Origin of the sequence: Planococcus halocryophilus (genome assembly GCF_022489025.1) — a bacterium.
Classification (GTDB): domain Bacteria; phylum Bacillota; class Bacilli; order Bacillales_A; family Planococcaceae; genus Planococcus; species Planococcus halocryophilus_A.
In genome coordinates this window covers 436,203-454,455 of the sequence record NZ_JAKVTG010000001.1, presented here as the reverse complement: position 1 = coordinate 454,455, position 18,253 = coordinate 436,203, and the positions used below count along the sequence as shown (strand labels likewise).

Here is an 18,253-nt window from a genome sequence, read left to right as displayed (position 1 = left end):
CAAAGGGGATGCAACCATCAATCCTGTAAAAAGAGTATCACATCGAAAATCGCATAGCAACAACAAACAACCCACTTTTCCAATAAACATATCAAATGCTAACAAAATTTTCTAAAAAGCAGCTATTTCTATCAAAAACGCGTTAAATCAAGGTTTTTTACTCTGTTAAAAATATCGGTTCATTTTCTTCGTTTATGGTGTATGGAAGTGAATAAGCCGGGAGTACCGGATAGTCTTCATACAAAATAAATCGAATATCCTGACCAGGTTCTAGCTCTCCCTCATACTCTTGAAGCTCTGTAAAAAGGTCCATGGCATAATCAATATAGACGTCTCCACTTCCCGTAATGACCATTGGTAAGTTTCTACCGCTATAAGGGCTAACTACAGTTGGTTCTTCTGAGAATCCCATTGCTTTATGATTAAATTTATAGACATTATCTGCCAATATTTCAGCGATTGGAGCTTTTCCTCCATTTGCACTTTTTCGTACGTTCACTGATCGAATCGCATCTGCAGCTTTTAAATCAACCAGTTTTACCGTTGGATTCTCTTCAACATCTACTAATACATATTGAAAAATTCCGCCCATTTCAAATGCATTGGTCGGTATTTCTGCAGTATATGCAGGAACAATTTTTGAAAAATCGATAGGATATTTAATATATTGATCTATATCCATATCCCGAGTTTTAATCGGTAACAAACCACCTGTCGCATTTCTATACTGATTTACAGCATTTTGCACAGTGATTAATTGGTCTTCATACGGAACTTGATTTTCAGCTCTCTCGCTTTGCGGATAGCCACAAGCCGTCAGAACTCCAATCGTTAACAACAATAAAAACAACATTACTATTTTTTTCATTTTTTTCACCTCAAGCGCCACCAGTCGGTCCGCTGAATACCGTGAATATCATGATGAAAAATCCAAGAATCAGCAAAATATATGCAACTAGCGCAAAAATAAATTTAAGAATGCCATTTTGCAATTTGTATCTACTTAAATAGATTAGACCCATTGAAAGTAGTAAAAAAAGAATTCCGGCAAATGATACCCACATTTTGTCTAAAGCACTCATAATTGCCCGCCTTTCGTAGTGTTTCAGTCCATAGTATAGCATAAAAAAAGAAGAGTCTGCCTTAAGCATCCTCTTCTTTTGTGACAATTATAGCAAGTCGACTAAGTCTTCCATTTCGTTCTTTTTCGTGCGTCTCATCAATTTTCCAACTGCGTCATCTGTCGACACATTATCAAAAAGTACCGAATAAAGAGCAGCTGTAATTGGCATAGGCACATCATACGCTTCTGAAAGCTGATAAGCAGCTTTCGTCGTCCGGATTCCTTCGACAACCATGCCCATTTCTTCAAGCACTTCGTCTAATGATTTTCCTTTGCCTAACATATTCCCTGCTCGCCAATTGCGTGAATGCACACTTGTGCACGTCACAATCAAATCACCTACACCAGTCAAGCCCGAGAATGTTAGAGGAGTCGCTCCCATTTTGACACCGAGACGGGCGATTTCCGCTAGCCCACGTGTCATAATAGCTGCCTTTGCATTGTCACCAAACTCTAGTCCGTCTGTAATTCCGACAGCTAATGCGATGATATTTTTTAAGGCTCCACCAATTTCAACACCGATTACATCAGTATTTGTGTAAACACGGAAATAATTATTCATAAACAGATCCTGAATTCGCACAGCTGCCGCTGTATTCTCACAAGCAGCTGTAACCGTTGTCGGATGCTCTTGAACTACTTCTTCCGCGTGGCTTGGTCCAGATAATACAACTACTTCCTCAATCCATTGTTCCGGAATTTCTTCACGAATCATTTCACTAATACGTTTCAACGAATCCGGTTCAATTCCTTTGGAAACATGCACAAACAAAATTTTACGGTTGAGATTTTTTTTAATTTCTTGACAAACTTCACGAATAGCTTTTGTCGGAACAGCCAATACAAAAATATCACCGTGCTCAACCGCCTGTGGCAAATCACTTGTCGCCTTTAGACTTTCCGGAAGTTGAGTATCTTTTAAATAGCGTTTATTTGTATGCTGGTTGATTTCATCAGCTTGCTCTTGACGATGTGTCCAAAGCAATAAATCATGACCGTTTTGAGCCAATACATAGCTCAGCGCAGTCCCCCAGCTTCCTGCTCCAAATACAGAAACTTTTTCCATAAGCTAAAACCACCTTTACCTTAAGTACGAGCTCTCGTTATTAGACGAAGAGGAGTTCCTTCAAAATCGAAGCTTTCGCGAATTCGGTTTTGTAAGAAACGTTCATAACTAAAGTGCATCATTTCGGGATCGTTCACGAAGACAACAAATGTTGGTGGTTTGATAGCCACTTGTGTTGCATAATAAAGACGCAAACGACGACCTTTATCCGATGGTGCTGGGTTCATAGCAACTGCATCTTCAATAACTTCGTTTAAGATACTCGATTGAATACGTCTTGAATGGTTATCGTTCACTTTGTTAACAATTTCTAAAATATTATGCACGCGCTTGCCGCTTATTGCCGAAACAAACATAATTGGTGCATAATCTAAAAACAAGAAATGTTCGCGAATTTTACGTGTCATGACATTCATGGTTTTTTCGTCTTTTTCAACGGCATCCCACTTATTGACAATAATAATGACAGCTTTACCCGCTTCATGTGCATATCCTGCAATTTTTTTATCTTGTTCTTGAATGCCTTCTTCTGCGTTCAAGACCACTAAAACAACGTCTGAGCGTTCAATAGCGCGCAAAGCTCGTAATACACTGTATTTTTCAGTTGTTTCATAAACTTTCCCTTTTTTACGCATACCCGCAGTATCGATAATAACGTACGGTTGCTCATTGTACTCATATTGCGTATCAATAGCATCGCGCGTTGTCCCTGCCACTTCACTGACAATAACACGCTCTTCACCTAAAAATGAATTTACAAGAGAAGATTTACCAACATTTGGACGGCCGATTAATGAGAATTTTATGACATTGTCAGGATATTCTTCATCGTCGTCTTTCGGGAAGTTTTTAGCAACTTCATCCAACAAATCCCCTAATCCTAAACCGTGAGACCCAGAAAGTGGGAAAGGTTCACCCATTCCTAATGTATAAAAATCATAGATCATGTGACGCATATCAGGATTATCAATTTTATTGACAGCTAAAATAACTGGTTTTTTCGTCTTATATAAAATTCTTGCCACTTGTTCGTCTTGCGTAGTGACGCCATCGCGTCCATTTACAAGAAAAATAATAACATCTGCTTCGTCCATAGCAATTTCTGCTTGTTGACGGATTTGTTCAAGAAACGGTTCGTCACGAAGATCGATCCCGCCTGTATCTATAATATTGAATTCGTGTGTCAGCCAATCTGCCGAACTGTAAATACGGTCACGCGTCACTCCTGGAATATCTTCCACAATTGAAACCCGTTCTCCTACCACGCGATTGAAAATCGTGGACTTACCAACGTTCGGCCGGCCAACTATTGCTACTACCGGTTTTGACATAATAAATTCATCCTTCCACTTCTGATATGCCTATTATACACGAAAAAGGCGATGTCATCTGTTAAATGTCCATCCCCTTTAATTGTGCAATATTCAGTTTTTCGTAACACCTGCATAAGAAGCTGGATTAAAGCCTCTGGCAGTTAAATATTGTGCCAATTCTCCCGTTATTATTGCAGGACATTTCTGTAGTTCCATTAAGTTTTTAGCGCCTAACGCTGTCATCATCATAGCCAAATCTTCATACAAAGAGTGAATCTCCGAAATCAGCTGCTTTTCGCCTTCTTGCATCGCGATTTTTAAAAATGAGCCAGCTAAACCTACCGCATCTGCTCCTAGCAAAAATGCCTTTACCATGTCTCGAGCATCTTGTATTCCTCCAGAAGCAAGCACTGTTTTATCAAAAACACTTTTTACTTCAACAATTGCTGGCGCGGTCGGAATACCCCAGTCTTCAAAATAAGATAATTTTTTTTGGCGTCGCTCGTTTTCAATAGAGGCAAAATTTGTTCCTCCAAAGCCACTGACATCTATCGCTGAAATGTCAAAATCACTTAATTTCACTGCCGTTTCACGTGATATACCAAATCCGGTCTCTTTTACGATTACAGGGACCTTGACTCCTTCTACAATGGCTTGAATACGCTCAAGTGCACCCCGAAAGTCACGGTCTCCTTCTGGCATCGTTAATTCTTGTACAACATTTAAGTGAATTTGCAGTGCATTGGCTTCGATCATTTCGACTGCGTCCTTTGCTTGTTGCACAGTTGCTTCACTTCCAAGGTTACTGAAAAATATACCATCCGGATTTTCTTTCCTGACTACAGCGTATGATTGTCTCTCAGTCGCATTTTTAAGCGCAGCCATTTGAGATCCAACTGCCATAGCTATTCCCGTCTCCCGAGCAACACGAGCTAAAAGACCATTCAACTTTTGAGTGTCTTGTCCACCTCCACCAGTCATTGCATTAATAAAAACAGGTGATTCTAAATTCAAATCACCTGTTTTTGGTTTTATGCAAATATCGGATACCGCAGAATTAGGCAATGCTTGGTGAACAAAACGAATATCATCGAACATGTTCTTTTTGCTTTGTCCTGTAGATAAAGCAAACTGTATATGATCCATTTTACGTTCAGCTCTCGACATCTTATTCCGACTTAAACCCTTTTAGTTTATCACCAATGACGTCACTGATTGAGAAACCAGATGACTCTTCAGGCATATCGTAATTCGAGAAATCTTGCTCGCCTTGTTTCTCCTGCAATTCTTTAATGCTTAGAGACAGGCGTTTATCAGCTTTATTGACTTCTAAAATTTTAACTTCTACTTTTTCGCCTTCTGTTAATACTTCATTTGGCGTTGCGATATGTTTATGTGCAATCTGCGAAATATGAACCAATCCTTCTACTCCAGGTAAAACTTCCACAAATGCACCATAGCTAACTAAGCGCTTAACGGTCCCTGTATGAACAGATCCTTTTGGCGCTTTTTCGTCGATAGCATCCCACGGCCCAGGAAGCGTATCTTTAATCGATAACGAAATTCGTTCAGAATCGCGATCAACAGATAAAACTTTCACAGTTACTTCTTGGCCTTCTGTTACCACGTCAGAAACTTTTTCTACATGTTCATGTGATAGCTGAGAAATATGGACAAGTCCATCAACTCCTCCAATATCAACAAAAGCACCAAATGACGCAATGCGTTGCACTTTACCTGTTAACTCATCACCGGCATGAATTTTATCCATGACTTGTTCTTTTTGCGATTCTTTTTCCTTCTCAACAACTGCACGATGAGAAAGGATTAATCGATTATTTTCTTTTTCCATTTCGACGATTTTAAATGTCAGTTCTTTTCCTTTATAATCTTCAAAAGACTCGACAAAATAGTCTTCAACTAGCGAAGCTGGAACAAATCCACGTACGCCTAAGTCGACAACTAAACCGCCTTTAACAACATCTTTTACTTCGGCTTCGATAATTTCGCCTGATTCAAATTTCGTTTCCAAATCATCCCATGCTTGTTCTGCATCCACTTTACGTTTAGATAAAACAAAATTTTCATCTTCTACTTTAGTAATGATTAACTCTAATTCATCTCCAACTTGAACTGAATCTGAGGCTTTTTCAATGTGTAAGCTAGATAACTCACTAATCGGAATGATGCCATCAAATGGCGCCCCTTCAATCGTTACCGTAACTGCTTTTTCTTCAATTTTTGCTACTACCCCTTTAACGCGATCTCCTGTTTGGAAGTCACGGTTTTCCATCTTATTCGTTTCCTCTGACATAAGTAGCCCTCCTTCACAAACTATCCACCTTCTATTTTATTCGAATTCTCTAATAAAAACAAAAATTATCACTTATTGACTGAATAGTCATCTAATATCTTTTGAATACTTGCCATAATGACTTCAGTCACTTCTTCTGCCGAGGCTTTTCGCTCACGAAAAGGTGCCATGAGGATTGGTTCACCGTAAACAACTCGTACTTTCCTGAATGCCTTATAAGGTCCGATAATCGCACATGGCATGACATCCGCATTGCCTCTTAATGCAAAAAAGCCTGCTCCACTAAGACCTTTCTTTAATACGCCATCCGTTGAACGTGTTCCTTCTGGAAACAGCCCAACCACATCACCGTTTTTTAATATTTTTAATGCAGTTCGAAGAGCTTCACGATCACTCATGCCACGCTTTACAGGAAAAGCATTTACTTTTGGCAAAATCGATCCGAGAATTGGCGCATTGAATAGTTCTTCTTTTGCCATAAAATGCACTGTTCGAGGAGCAGTCATTCCAACAACGGGTGGATCTAAAGCATTGATATGATTCGAACATAGAAGAATACCGCCATTTTTTGGAAAATTCTCTTTGCCAATTACTTCAAACCGGTAAAGAGGACTTAATACTGTTTTTACAAGTCCTTTGCCAAATGCATATAAATTCACTTTAAATCAACCTCTCTTCAGCCAATTTCAATATTTCTTGTGCAGCTTGTTCAATAGTCAAAGACGTCGTGTCCAAATAGATAGCATCATCTGCCTGCCGCAATGGTGCCACTTCACGTTCACTGTCCATTTTATCTCGCTTGGCAATTTCGGCTTGAAGTTCTTCAAGCGACGTCACAATATCTCTTTTTTGATTTTCCACAAATCGTCTTCTCGCTCGTTCTTCCACTGTTGCGGACATAAATACTTTTAATACAGCATCCGGAAGGACATGCGTTCCAATATCTCGGCCGTCCATGACAACTCCACGGCCTTCAGCCAATTGTTGTTGCAGTTCGACCATACGCATACGCACCAATTCATGCGCGGCCATTTCTGACACCGCTTTCGTTACATTTTGCGAACGAATTGCTTCAGTTACATTATTTTTATCGAGAAAGACTAATTGGCCATCTTCAGACGGTTGCAAGTCAATTTCAGTTTCCGCCAATAATTTTCCAGCTTCTTCATTGCTAGCCATATTAATGCCTTCTGCTAAAGCTTTCATCGTAATAGCACGGTACATAGCACCGGTATCGATGTAAACATAGCCCAATTTTTCTGCTACAATTTTTGCGATCGTGCTTTTTCCAGCAGCGGCCGGGCCATCGATTGCTATTTGTATCGGTTTCATCAAAATAGTCACCTCATCCTAAGTATTCATCATATTTTAACATAAAAAAAAAGTCTTCATATGTAAGACTTTTTTAGTATTTACTTTAATCTTCTGATTGCCCCGACGAATTTTGATCGCTATAGTGTGACAACGAAAGTTGATGAGCTTGCTTTGCCTTTCGAAGTCCAAACCACCATAAGAAAAGCATGAACGGAATTGCTCCGTACACAATATTATCGTAAATGTACAAACTCGAATTATATGCAAGATGAAGAATTACTGTGCTAACAATCGCCCAACCAATCCATCGTCTCCTCGTGCCGCTTTTGCTAAATTTGGCTTTCCCAAAATAATAACCCATGACCACCCCGAATAACGCATGACTTGATACCGGCAAAAAAGCCCGTATAAATGCCGTTTGCAAACCAAATTCCAATATGTATAGTATATTCTCAATTGTTGCAAACCCGAGAGAAACGCTAGCACCGTATAAAATTCCGTCATACGGGTCTTCAAAATCAACGTGGCGATAAACAGCTATTAATAATACTAACCATTTGAAAAATTCTTCAATAATACTGGAAAACACAACATTTTGTATAAACCTATTCGTAAAAACACCTTCAGCATCAAACACATATTGAACGAAGAGAATTGGAAATGTTAAAACTGCCCCATATACAAAGCTTTGAAACAGCAGCTTCGATGGTTCCCCAGAAAATTGATCACGCAAATAAAAGTAACTAAAAAGCGCTAGACCGGGGGCTATTGCTACCGTTAGTAAAATAATCATACGCGTACCCCTTTAATTGGATTACACTGTTTACTCATACTCATGTATCTATTTTTCACTTCGCGCTTAACACTTATTCCAATTTTATCTTTCAAAAGCATTTGCTTGAATCACGTTTTGAGTGGATAACAATACAGAAAGCTTTATACGTGCTTTTTTACTGTCGTAATCACTACCAAGAATCACGCCACGAGTCAATAAATCATGAGCACTACCTGGATAACTATATGCCGGATAGGTATTTCCTTCTTCAGCACTAGTTGTTAACACTACTGGAATGCCCTGTTTTATCGCATGATCAATTGCGTCTACCATATGCGGAGATACTTGCCCTCTACCCGCAGCTTCTAAAACAATTCCTTCTGATGGTCCTGTTACTAGTTGGTCAATTAAAAAACCATCCTGCCCCGAATGACATTTAATAATATCAACACGTGGCAATCGACCTTTCACTATATGTACTTCATGCATCACCGGTTTCTGATAAATACGCACCGTATCGTTATCAATAATACCAAGATAACCATGCCCAAACGAATCAAAACCTTGTAAATTACTAGAATGAACTTTTTTAACGTATTTAGCGCTATATATACGTTCGTTAAATACTACAACAGCTCCAATCCCTCGCAGATTTGGGTCTACCGCTACGTATATGGAGTTCTGCAGATTTGAGTAAACATCTGTACCAACTTCTTCTGGAGATCGCTGAGACCCTGTAATAACCACTGTACGATCATCATCAATTGTTAAATCCAAAAAGTACGCTGTTTCTTCTAACGTATCTGTTCCGTGCGTTACAACGACTCCTTCAACTTCAGGGTCTTGTAATTCTTTAAGAATAGCTTGTCTAATTTCCATCATTTGTTCAAAACCAATATGCATACTCGGCAACTGGAAGACATCGACTACTTTTACTTCGATTTCTTCTGGAAGCTGACAAAGCTCAGCTAATTCTTCTCCTGAAATCGCTCCCGACTTTAATAGCCCATTTGAAATTTCTCGACTGGCAATTGTTCCGCCTGTCGTAATTAGTGATACTTTTTTCTTCATACCCAAACTCCCCTTCTAGATTAAAAAATAGTACATTTATGTAAGACGATAAAAAGAAGGCACAATTATGCTGTGCCTTCTTTTTTTGCAATAGCTTCCGCAATTTGCTGTCCATGAAAGCGCCCATTTTCAATAAAAATTTCGTTAGCATTATTTCCTGCTGCTATAACGCCAGCAATGTATAAATTATCTACATCGGTTTCCATTGTTTGCTCATCAAAAGTTGGTCTACCCGATGCCTGATCAATAGCAATACCCATAGATGTTAAAAACTTATGGTCTGGGTGATAACCAATCATCGCAAAAACAAACTGATTGGGGATCGTTTCTTTTTGATCATTGACTGTTAACTCAACATTGTCATCTGTAATTCGATCGACCATTGAATCGAATAACATTGTGATTTCGCCTTTTCTCACTAAACCATCAAATTCCGGTAAAATCCATGGTTTAATGCTTTTAGAATAGCTCGTACCATGATAAGACACTGTCACTCTGCTTCCAGCTTTGTGTAAGGCTAATGCAGCATCTACAGCCGAATTTTTGCCACCGATTACTAAGACATCCTGATCAAAATAAGGGTGTCCTTCCTTAAAATAATGCATCACTTTCGGTAAATTTGCGCCTTCTACTTCAAGTTTATTCGGTTGATCATAATATCCTGTCGCAGCGATAACATATTTTGCTTGATATTGACCTTTTGACGTCGTGATTTTAAAAAGGTCGTCCTTTTCAACCTGTTCAACCGTTTCGAAAGGTCGCACTTGAATACCACTTCTTTTAACAACTTCTCGGTAATACACTAGAGCTTGGTTTCTTTTTGGCTTACGACCTTCAATAATAAAAGGCACGTCACCTATCGATAGTTTTTCACTTGTACTGAAAAAAGTTTGATGCGTTGGGTAATTGAAAATAGCATTGACGATGTTGCCTTTCTCAATTACGGTCGTATGCAATCCCTTTTTCTCCAATTCAATCGCAGCCGACAAACCGCAAGGACCGCCTCCGATAATAAGAGCATCTACATATTCCATTTAAAACATCTCCTGTATTTAATCCTTATATAAGCATAAAGGACTTCTACTTTATTTGCCAAATTTTATTCGTTCATATCCGTTTAGGAGCAATTGTTAGCAAATGATATTCTGCTGGCGCACCTAACCGTAGATGTAATGTCGTAGTACCAAACCCATTCGTGATTAGTTCAATTCGATCGTTTTTATATTTTATCGCACCTTTTTTGAACATCCCAAAAGGTCCAACACGTATTTGACCGCCATGCGTATGACCGGCAAGCAGCAAATCGGCTGAATACGGGGCTTTTATCTTCCAAAAATCAACTGGTGTATGTGAAACAAACACTACTGTGTCTTGTTCTTTCACTTCACTGAATGCATTTTTTAATCCATCAGGTTTATAGGCGAAATGATCTAGCCCAACCAACTTCAATTGTGGATTGTTAAACAGCAGAACAGATTTATCATCTAACACAATCACGTCGTATTGTTTAAAAATCTTTCTGAGTGCCTCCTCATCTACTTCTCGGTCATTATTTCCCCAGACAAAGTAAACAGGGGCATGAGATCGTAAGTTTTTAATATTGTTGGCTACTCGTTCCAGTGGCACGCCTTTTTCAACTAAATCTCCACCAATGACGATAATATCTACAGGAAAATTGATTAAGTCTACTTTTATATTTCTGCGGTGAATGTCCGCAATAAAAAGCAAGTTAAATGGCTCAAAAGCTCTGGTTGCAGGCAGTTTGATTGTCTTTTTAATCAGGTTTTCTGAAACAGCATTTCGTGCCATGTACAGGAGCATTGACAATGCTACGAATCCAATTCGCATTAAATATTTCATGTGGAGTTTCCTTTCATAAAAGAAGAAAAAAACATAAGCCAGGCTTATGTTTTTCTTTCATTCTACTATTCGTCTTCTGCAATATCCAATACTCGGAAGCCTGATTTCTCAAGTTCTTTTACAAAACGAGCAATATTGTCTTTCTTTTCAACCTTTAATACTATGCGCCGAACCATTTTATTCGTCTCATCAAAAGTAACTAAAGAGATTACAGATTCTTTGTATTTCTCAATAATTTCTCCTAAGCGGCCAATACGACCTTCTGATTCTACGGAAGTAAAAGTAATTCGGAATCCCGGTTTATCTATCCCAAATGCACTTTGCAATTGGTTAACGATATCAAAACGAGTAACGATTCCTAAAAATTGACCTTTATCAACTACTGCGATAATCGGAAAATCATTTAGTTCAACTAACGCTTTTTCGTAAACATCGTTAATTGTTAAGTGGACTTCCTGGTTTACAACTACGTCGCTCACTTTAGTGGAACTGATAAATTCTTCTTTAGTTTTTCCTGAATAGAAAAACGCACGATATGCATGGTACCAAGTAAAGATCCCTTTGTACTCTGTTCCATCTACTACTGGCAAAGCATCAATTGTGTGCTTTTCTAGTAGATCGAAACCTACTTGTACTGAATCTTCTAATTTCACTGTATAACATTTTTCTCTTTTCACCATTACGCTTTTAACAAACATCTATTCGCCCCACTTTCTATTTTTTTACTTTGGTCGTAGCTATTTCTTCACCCTTAAGTTTATGGCAATGTTATGCTTTGCCCTGGGCTGATGCTGTTTGAACTTAACCCATTTGCTTGTTTGATTTTTTCTACAGCCGCAGCTGCTCCTGCTGCGCCGTAATTATTAACAGCGATTCGATATAATGTTTCACCAGGTTTCACTACGTAAGTCTTACCAGAAGCACTTGGTACTTCTTCTTTTTTATCGGCTTCGGCTTTGGCTTTGGCTTTTGCATCAGCTTCCACTTCGGCTTGTGCGTCCGCTTCTTTTTTAGCTTTTGCATCAGCTGCAGCTTTCGCATCGGCTTCTTCCTTTGCTTTTGCATCGGCTTCGGCTTGTGCATCAGATTTCTCTTTATCTACCTGCGCTTGAGCGTCTATTTTTTCTTTTTCAGCTTTTGCTTGTGCATCAGCTTTTGCTTTTTCAGCTTCAGCCTTTTCTTTTTCTTCTTTTTCGGCCGCAGCGACAGCAGCACTAGAAGGCTGGGAATTCATTTCAAAACTCACTTCATTTTCTGTAGGTTTGGCTGTCAAAGAATCGTCGGGTTCAAAAAAGAAAGCTACATAAATCAACAAAGAAACTGGAATTAATATAAAGATAAAAAATAACGCAGGCATCAAAAGACTTTTACTTTTTTTAGATTTAGGCTTTTGGGCATGTCTTTGAGCTGCTCTAGACAACGCTGATTGATCGTCTACTGATATTTCTTGCCGATTCTTTTCAATCGACTCATGATAACTATGATTCCCCATACATGACTACCCCTATCTGTACTAATATATCTATTATGACGAAAAAAGGCTCATTTGTAAATGACAGTTAATGAAAACCTTATATAGGTAATATTACACTTAAACGACCTTGCCAATCAAGGGGTATTGGTTTTTTTTCAGAATAAGAAAATGCCTCAAAAACACCGTATTCAATTCCATCATTCACACAGCAATTGTCAGGTTTGTTGATAAGTTGTTGATCAAAGCAACTTATAATATAACTTCTCAAACAACCGTCTCGTGTAATCAGTTCGCGAATTTTCGATGCTTGCTGTCTCTTACCTATTCTTAGCTGTTCAATTTGGCTTGTAACACCAGCTAGCGGTAATTTAGTCATCCAGTAAGCGATGACACGAAATGCAGTTTCTCTCACAATTCCTTGGTCGATTAAATGCGTTGCTGATGATCCACCATTGAATACTGCCGCTATTTCATGTTTTGTCGGCAAATCATCCATTACTAAACTTTCAAGTAAAGCCTCATCTCCTTGGGCATAGAGCAGCGTTGCTAAAGCTGGAAGACCGTCCCTTCCAGCTCTTCCTACTTCTTGGACATACCCTTCGATAGAAGTTGGTACTTGAAAGTGAATAACTTGTCGAATATTTGGAATATGTACCCCCATACCAAAAGCATTTGTGGAACAAATCCACTCTACTTCTTCATTTTGAAATTGCTGTTGAACGAAAACCCGATCTTGATGTTCCATTCCACCGTGATAGTAGGCAGATGAAATTCCTTGTTCCGTTAAAAGCATAGATAATTCTTGGGACTTTTTTCTGGTTCCGGCATAAATAATTCCGGGACCTTTAAATTTTTGAATAAAAGCTCTTAAAAACTCAAGCTTTTCACGGTTATCTTCAAATTTCTTTATATCGTAGACAATGTTTTTTCTATCCATTGGATGACAATAAACGTATGGCTTTATAAGCGCCAAATATTCTTTGATTTCATTAGTAACTTTGTCAGTAGCAGTTGCTGTTAATGCTAAAACTTGCGGGAATTTTAAAATCGGCAATACTTCGGAAATCCGTAAATAATCTGGCCTAAAATCAAATCCCCATTGAGAAATGCAATGAGCTTCGTCGGCTACTAATAAAGAAACGCGTATTTCTTGTAATTTTTTTTTGATGAACGGTTGAACTAGCATTTCCGGTGATATGAAAATAAATTTATACGAGCCGAGATTGTTCATAACCCTATCTTTATCTTCTGGTTTTAAAAAAGAATTAATGGCCACAACTGATTTTTCGCCCATTTTCTTTAATTGTGCTACTTGGTCTTGCATTAAAGACAATAACGGTGAAACAATCAAGACACTGTCGGGCAAAATTTTTGCTGGTAATTGATAACAAATGGATTTTCCCATTCCGGTAGGCAATAACGCAATCACGTCCTCACCAGCTATTACCTTCTCGATAATTTCTTTCTGCCCTGGACGAAAAGAAGAAAACCCGTAAGTCGAATATAGTAACTCCTCCAAATTCATTGATTTTCCTCCTTAATCGATAACGCAAGACGTATTTGAAAATAGCTCGCATCAGGTAAATGCTCTTTGATGTCACGTAACCTTTTCGATTGCTGACTTTTACTTTCAATAATGATTGCTTTATACAATTCTTGACTCATAAATGACTTGAAATTAAAATACGGATCATTCATCGCAAGTTCTACAACATGATCTTCAATCGTGCTAGTTTTCAACTGTCGTAAAGAAGCAATTTGTTCTAACGTAAAACCTCTTTCAAATAATTTTTCTGTACGTTGTGCAGTTGCCGTCAAAGAGGACTGCTGGATGACGCCTTCCATTAAACCTAATAGTAGCGGAGGCTTAGACTTTTCTATTTCTGCCATCCAGCTGTGTAGAGCTTCTACAGTCATCAATTGCACATCTAAAACAGACAATTTTTTAGATGTGGCAATTTGTTGCCACGTTAACCCACTCAAAGCAAGACCCGTTAATCGTTCTGTGAGAATCATTTTATGTGTTTCAGAAATAGCTGAATCGGCTAAAGTAGTGAAGAGTTCTTTTTTAAACGCCTGGACTACTGCTAAATCTCGAAATTGAATTTGTTGTAAATATTTTTTCACCCACATTTGTATTTCTTCATTATTGACAATTGGGTCAAAAATTTTTACAGACTGACTCATATGGGATAAAGTTTGAACAATTAGTGACAATCGGTTAAAAAAGAGAATTTCATTTCCACGGTATTTCCAGCCATTTAACGGCGTGTCGGAAATACTTGTATTTATCGCTTTTTCAGTGAGTTCGATCACTTGTTCATTTGCTAGCAAATAACCTTGTGAAAATAAGCTCTTAATCACTTGGTCATAGGCTTTCTTATCCAATTTAGGGAAAATACCAAAATAAGGATAAAGGCCAAAATAGCCAATATCCTGTATTGTTTGTCCGGACTTCTTTCCTTTTATTAAATGATAAGGAGAAGAGATGGTACGTTGCCGATTTAAAGGTTTCATAATGGCCAAAATGAGTTCACTAAATAACAAGCTTGGACCCCCTTAGCGGTTTTAGGTTGAAAAACTTCTCAAACACCTTTAGAATAAATACGATAGTATAACTGAACTTGTTCGGAGATAAAGGAGTGGAAAACAATATGGCTAAGTATACCATTGTTGATAAGGATACTTGCATCGCTTGTGGTGCTTGTGGTGCTGCTGCACCCGACATTTACGATTACGATGATGAAGGAATCGCGTTTGTTATTTTAGATAATAACATGGGAACAGAACAAGTTCCAGATGAACTCGAAGAAGACATGGAAGATGCATTTGAAGGCTGTCCAACAGATTCTATCAAAGTTGCAGATACATCTTTTGAAGGCGATCCTTTAAAATACGAAGATTGATTAAAAAAGAAGGCGTTCTGGAATTTCCCAGAACGCCTTCTTTTTATGTGTTCCTGTCAGAACTGACCAGGCACTTACGCTTTTTTTGTCTAGACTCCACTAGCCAGATTCTAGGTTCATAACTCTCTCTGGCTGTGCGGCTAAGAACATGCCGCTTCGCCAGAGCACCTTATGCCCGTCGAATCTACACGGCTAGTTACGCTTTTCTTTGTCTAGACTCCAGTGCCTAGCTCTTCGGGACATAAGTCAACCCAACAGAGTGGCAAAGAACGCCACACTGCTAGGTCTCCTTATGCCTGTCAGAGCTGACCAGGCACTTACGCTTTTCTATTACATTTATGATAAATAGTAGGTTCTTTGTTTTTCAATCCACGTGTGCATGCTGCTGAACATTAGCAAGACTACTGCGGTTAAAAGAACGCCTTTGATTAAGTTAAACGGGAGTATTCCTAAAACAATCATTCCGAATAATGCATCACCAGTTGTTGGTGGCATGTTAAGGAAATATGTGTACATCGGTAGGAAAACAAAATAATTTAAAATGCTCATGCCGATTGCCATCGACAATGTTCCTATCGTTAATCCAAAAGCCATACCTTTTTTAGTTGCCAGTTTTTGATAGATAAAATAAACCGGCAAAATAAACAACAAGCTCGTTACAAAATTTGCCATGTGGCCAACTGGAACTCCTGTTGGGCTACCTGCGAAAAGCCAATCCAACACATTTTTAAAGAAGGCTACTAAAATCCCTGCGACCGGCCCCATTGTAACAGCGGCGATTAATGCAGGCACATCACTAAAATCTACTTTCAAAAAAGCAGGAAGTGCAGGTAGTGGAAAGTTAAAAAGCATCAATATAAAAGAAATACTGCTTAACATCCCAATCGCGATCATTGTTTGTAACTTTTTGTTCTTCATATTCCTCTCTCCTTGTCGTGATTCACCAGAAGAAAGGTTCGGACTCCGTATTTACATATAAAAACCCTTAAGTAATAACTACTTAAGGGAGAAAAGGCACACTTAATAGCGTTCCGTCTACATGTAAACGACAAACGTCCGCACCTTCACCTTCTCCCATCCAGACTATACTGTCGGCTTTGGAATCTCACCAAATCCTGCGTTTTACGGCTCGCGGGCTTATGAACAGAGTTCAATTACCGCCGGTAGGGAATTGCACCCTGCCCCGAAGATGAATCGATATTTTGTTATGCCCTAATATTAGTATAAAAAAGAAAGGTTGTAAACAAATTTGTTTACAACCTTTCTTTTACTTACTGTAATGGCCACGCTATTAAATTAGGCGCTACCGGATTTGGTAATGGCTCATTAAAATCAAAACCGTTCCAATTCTCTTGCTGTATTCCTCTCACTACTACTTCTTTATCGAAAGTATCAGCTGTCAAAACAAGACTTTCAAGCAAACGAACTGCCTCTATTTTGTCTAATGATTCTAGGTCGACACTGTTCATAAATTCAACTTGAACAAGTTTATCGGTTTCTGACACTTGAAATTTCCAATCTTGTGGGATTGTTGCCTTGTATATATCATTCGGATTTTCAGCAAGTGCTGTAATGGCTTCTGTCACTGAATCAAACGGCATATTGTATGCTGGTGCCAGGTAAATTTCACCATGCTCCGTTTGATAAGCATAGTATGCGAGATTTTCTACTCCCGGAACTAATTTTTCTACCGGTCCAACTTGAGAAAACTCTGCAGTAGAACCATCTTCATTCACAACGTTAATTTCTGTTACATCTTTAAATGTCTCTGTAATGGTATCCATGTATACACCAATACTTGCTGAGGCCAAATCATATTGATGGTCTTGCGGAAGCAAATGGCGAATGCCTGTTGCCGTCTTCTCTAAAGTTCCAACGTACGGATGATAATTATCAAATCCTAGTGCAACCTCATCTAAGTCATCTGCATATTCTTTATATAAATCTAACGATGTCGGCATAGAACCTTCAAAAGTTTTCATTATTTCTTCATTCGGAATTAGAAAAGACACCGGTATAACGAATGCATTCTGAGTCATCCCAATAGTCATCAAAGTTTGATCACCTATTGTTTCTTCATAAACTGCTGTTCGCAATGTCCCATCTACTTGAGCCGTTGAATATGAATCTGCACTTTCAGCTCTAGATTCTCCAGCTTCAGGTAATCCTTCCTGTTCTTCTACACTTTCCTGAGACTTCATCTCTGCCCCGTTGTTCGAATTATCAGCAGAACTTTCACTGTTTTGAGCAGAATCGATGCCATTTTGATTGATAATGGAGGAGACCAACAGTCCAACAGCGATAAACGCCAATGCTGCAACAAGAAGCGGTAACCATCTATTTGGCCGCTTATGAGCCGGCTCTTTTTGAACCAATTGATTATAGACTTTTTCTTTTGGCCGGTTATCTTTTATCGCAGGGAAATCCTTCAACAAATCTTCGATAGATTCATCGGTCCATTTGTTATTCGGCATTTCCATCTCCCCCTTCCCTAGCGATTAATTTTTCGCGCAAGGCTTTAATTGCACGGTGCTGGGTTGTTTTCACTTTCCCTTCAGTCCAGCCTAGTACTTCAGCGGTTTCCGCAATTGACAAGTCCTGAAAGAATCGCATAATAACGACCATCTTTTGATCTCCTGTACAAGTGTCTAATGCCTTGTATAAAAATATTTTATCTTCATTTAACAATGAAACTTCTTCTGGGAGTTTTTCCGACGAAACTAATTGCTGTGTTTCCCAATCAAAATACTCCATCGAATGTTTTGAGCGAACTGCCGCTTTTCGAAAATGATCAATTGCCACATTTTTAGCAATTGAAAAAAGCCATGTTTTCTCTGAACTTCTTCCTTCAAATCGATCATATGCACGAAAAGCACGAATATAAACTTCTTGCATTAAATCTTCTGCTAAATGTCTGTTTTTCACCAGATAAATTAAAAATTGAAAAACATCCTGGTGATACTCATCGTACAGCCGGTGGAAAACGGAGTCTTTCAATATACTCCCTCCGTCCTTTAGATTAGTCGTCTCTGAAAAT

General features: G+C 38.7%; 20 protein-coding genes and 1 riboswitch. Of the genes, 1 reads left to right on the top strand and 19 read right to left on the bottom strand.

Annotated features, from left to right (window positions below; all coding sequences use genetic code 11):
* Positions 1 to 157: 157 nt before the first annotated feature.
* The 16 genes from MLE13_RS02200 to MLE13_RS02125 all read right to left on the bottom strand — a co-directional run bounded on the left by MLE13_RS02200 (position 158) and on the right by MLE13_RS02125 (position 14,857).
* Positions 158 to 868: a hypothetical protein gene (locus MLE13_RS02200; protein ID WP_240747810.1), complete on the bottom strand. Its 711-nt coding sequence runs from the start codon at positions 866 to 868 to the stop codon at positions 158 to 160.
* A gap of 10 nt (positions 869 to 878) precedes the next feature.
* The gene (locus MLE13_RS02195; protein ID WP_008431005.1) at positions 879 to 1,082 is read right to left on the bottom strand and encodes a DUF2768 domain-containing protein; all 204 of its coding nucleotides are present in this window, start codon (positions 1,080 to 1,082) and stop codon (positions 879 to 881) included.
* 87 nt (positions 1,083 to 1,169) lie between these two features.
* A complete protein-coding gene (locus MLE13_RS02190) occupies positions 1,170 to 2,189 on the bottom strand; it encodes an NAD(P)H-dependent glycerol-3-phosphate dehydrogenase (protein WP_240747809.1) in 1,020 nt (339 codons plus the stop codon).
* A gap of 20 nt (positions 2,190 to 2,209) precedes the next feature.
* Positions 2,210 to 3,520 carry a ribosome biogenesis GTPase Der gene (der, locus tag MLE13_RS02185; protein ID WP_008497802.1) on the bottom strand — a complete coding sequence of 437 codons (1,311 nt, stop codon included), beginning with the start codon at positions 3,518 to 3,520 and terminating at the stop codon, positions 2,210 to 2,212.
* A 93-nt stretch (positions 3,521 to 3,613) separates the two neighbouring features.
* Positions 3,614 to 4,648 carry a type 2 isopentenyl-diphosphate Delta-isomerase gene (gene fni / locus MLE13_RS02180; RefSeq protein WP_276323771.1) on the bottom strand — a complete coding sequence of 345 codons (1,035 nt, stop codon included), beginning with the start codon at positions 4,646 to 4,648 and terminating at the stop codon, positions 3,614 to 3,616.
* Between the two features lie 22 nt (positions 4,649 to 4,670).
* Positions 4,671 to 5,816 (bottom strand): 30S ribosomal protein S1, encoded by a 1,146-nt coding sequence (gene rpsA / locus MLE13_RS02175; RefSeq protein WP_240747807.1) that lies wholly within the window; start codon positions 5,814 to 5,816, stop codon positions 4,671 to 4,673.
* Positions 5,817 to 5,884: 68 nt separating this feature from the next.
* Positions 5,885 to 6,475, bottom strand: a complete 591-nt coding sequence (locus tag MLE13_RS02170; RefSeq protein ID WP_240747806.1) for a lysophospholipid acyltransferase family protein — start codon at positions 6,473 to 6,475, stop codon at positions 5,885 to 5,887.
* 1 nt (position 6,476) lies between these two features.
* Positions 6,477 to 7,151 carry a (d)CMP kinase gene (cmk, locus tag MLE13_RS02165; protein WP_240747805.1) on the bottom strand — a complete coding sequence of 225 codons (675 nt, stop codon included), beginning with the start codon at positions 7,149 to 7,151 and terminating at the stop codon, positions 6,477 to 6,479.
* An 82-nt stretch (positions 7,152 to 7,233) separates the two neighbouring features.
* Positions 7,234 to 7,923 (bottom strand): glutamic-type intramembrane protease PrsW, encoded by a 690-nt coding sequence (gene prsW / locus MLE13_RS02160; RefSeq protein WP_240747804.1) that lies wholly within the window; start codon positions 7,921 to 7,923, stop codon positions 7,234 to 7,236.
* Positions 7,924 to 8,007: 84 nt separating this feature from the next.
* Positions 8,008 to 8,976 (bottom strand): asparaginase, encoded by a 969-nt coding sequence (locus MLE13_RS02155; protein WP_240747803.1) that lies wholly within the window; start codon positions 8,974 to 8,976, stop codon positions 8,008 to 8,010.
* A gap of 65 nt (positions 8,977 to 9,041) precedes the next feature.
* A complete protein-coding gene (locus tag MLE13_RS02150; protein ID WP_240747802.1) occupies positions 9,042 to 10,010 on the bottom strand; it encodes a YpdA family putative bacillithiol disulfide reductase in 969 nt (322 codons plus the stop codon).
* A 73-nt stretch (positions 10,011 to 10,083) separates the two neighbouring features.
* Positions 10,084 to 10,836 (bottom strand): metallophosphoesterase, encoded by a 753-nt coding sequence (locus MLE13_RS02145; RefSeq protein WP_240747801.1) that lies wholly within the window; start codon positions 10,834 to 10,836, stop codon positions 10,084 to 10,086.
* A gap of 65 nt (positions 10,837 to 10,901) precedes the next feature.
* Positions 10,902 to 11,534: a CBS domain-containing protein gene (locus MLE13_RS02140; RefSeq protein ID WP_240747800.1), complete on the bottom strand. Its 633-nt coding sequence runs from the start codon at positions 11,532 to 11,534 to the stop codon at positions 10,902 to 10,904.
* Positions 11,535 to 11,593: 59 nt separating this feature from the next.
* Complete coding sequence (locus MLE13_RS02135) at positions 11,594 to 12,256, bottom strand: LysM peptidoglycan-binding domain-containing protein (protein ID WP_240747799.1); 663 nt, start codon at positions 12,254 to 12,256, stop codon at positions 11,594 to 11,596.
* Between the two features lie 151 nt (positions 12,257 to 12,407).
* Complete coding sequence (locus tag MLE13_RS02130) at positions 12,408 to 13,835, bottom strand: RecQ family ATP-dependent DNA helicase (RefSeq protein WP_240747798.1); 1,428 nt, start codon at positions 13,833 to 13,835, stop codon at positions 12,408 to 12,410.
* The gene (locus tag MLE13_RS02125) at positions 13,832 to 14,857 is read right to left on the bottom strand and encodes a helix-turn-helix domain-containing protein (RefSeq protein ID WP_240747797.1); all 1,026 of its coding nucleotides are present in this window, start codon (positions 14,855 to 14,857) and stop codon (positions 13,832 to 13,834) included. The genes MLE13_RS02130 and MLE13_RS02125 overlap by 4 nt, the downstream gene beginning before the upstream one ends.
* A 107-nt stretch (positions 14,858 to 14,964) precedes the next feature.
* Here MLE13_RS02125 and MLE13_RS02120 point away from each other — a divergent pair, with 107 nt between their 5' ends.
* Entirely contained in the window at positions 14,965 to 15,216 is a 252-nt protein-coding gene (locus tag MLE13_RS02120) for a ferredoxin (RefSeq protein WP_006829841.1), read from the top strand.
* A 336-nt stretch (positions 15,217 to 15,552) separates the two neighbouring features.
* Here the strand turns inward: MLE13_RS02120 and MLE13_RS02115 are convergent, their stop codons facing one another.
* From MLE13_RS02115 to sigX, 3 genes are all read right to left on the bottom strand, one after another.
* Positions 15,553 to 16,134: an ECF transporter S component gene (locus MLE13_RS02115; RefSeq protein ID WP_240747796.1), complete on the bottom strand. Its 582-nt coding sequence runs from the start codon at positions 16,132 to 16,134 to the stop codon at positions 15,553 to 15,555.
* A 144-nt stretch (positions 16,135 to 16,278) separates the two neighbouring features.
* Positions 16,279 to 16,411: riboswitch (FMN riboswitch) on the bottom strand.
* 76 nt (positions 16,412 to 16,487) lie between these two features.
* Positions 16,488 to 17,690 (bottom strand): hypothetical protein, encoded by a 1,203-nt coding sequence (locus MLE13_RS02110; protein ID WP_240747795.1) that lies wholly within the window; start codon positions 17,688 to 17,690, stop codon positions 16,488 to 16,490.
* Positions 17,680 to 18,213 carry an RNA polymerase sigma factor SigX gene (gene sigX / locus MLE13_RS02105; RefSeq protein ID WP_240747794.1) on the bottom strand — a complete coding sequence of 178 codons (534 nt, stop codon included), beginning with the start codon at positions 18,211 to 18,213 and terminating at the stop codon, positions 17,680 to 17,682. Before sigX ends, MLE13_RS02110 begins: the two co-directional genes overlap by 11 nt.
* Between the last annotated feature and the right edge of the window lie 40 nt (positions 18,214 to 18,253).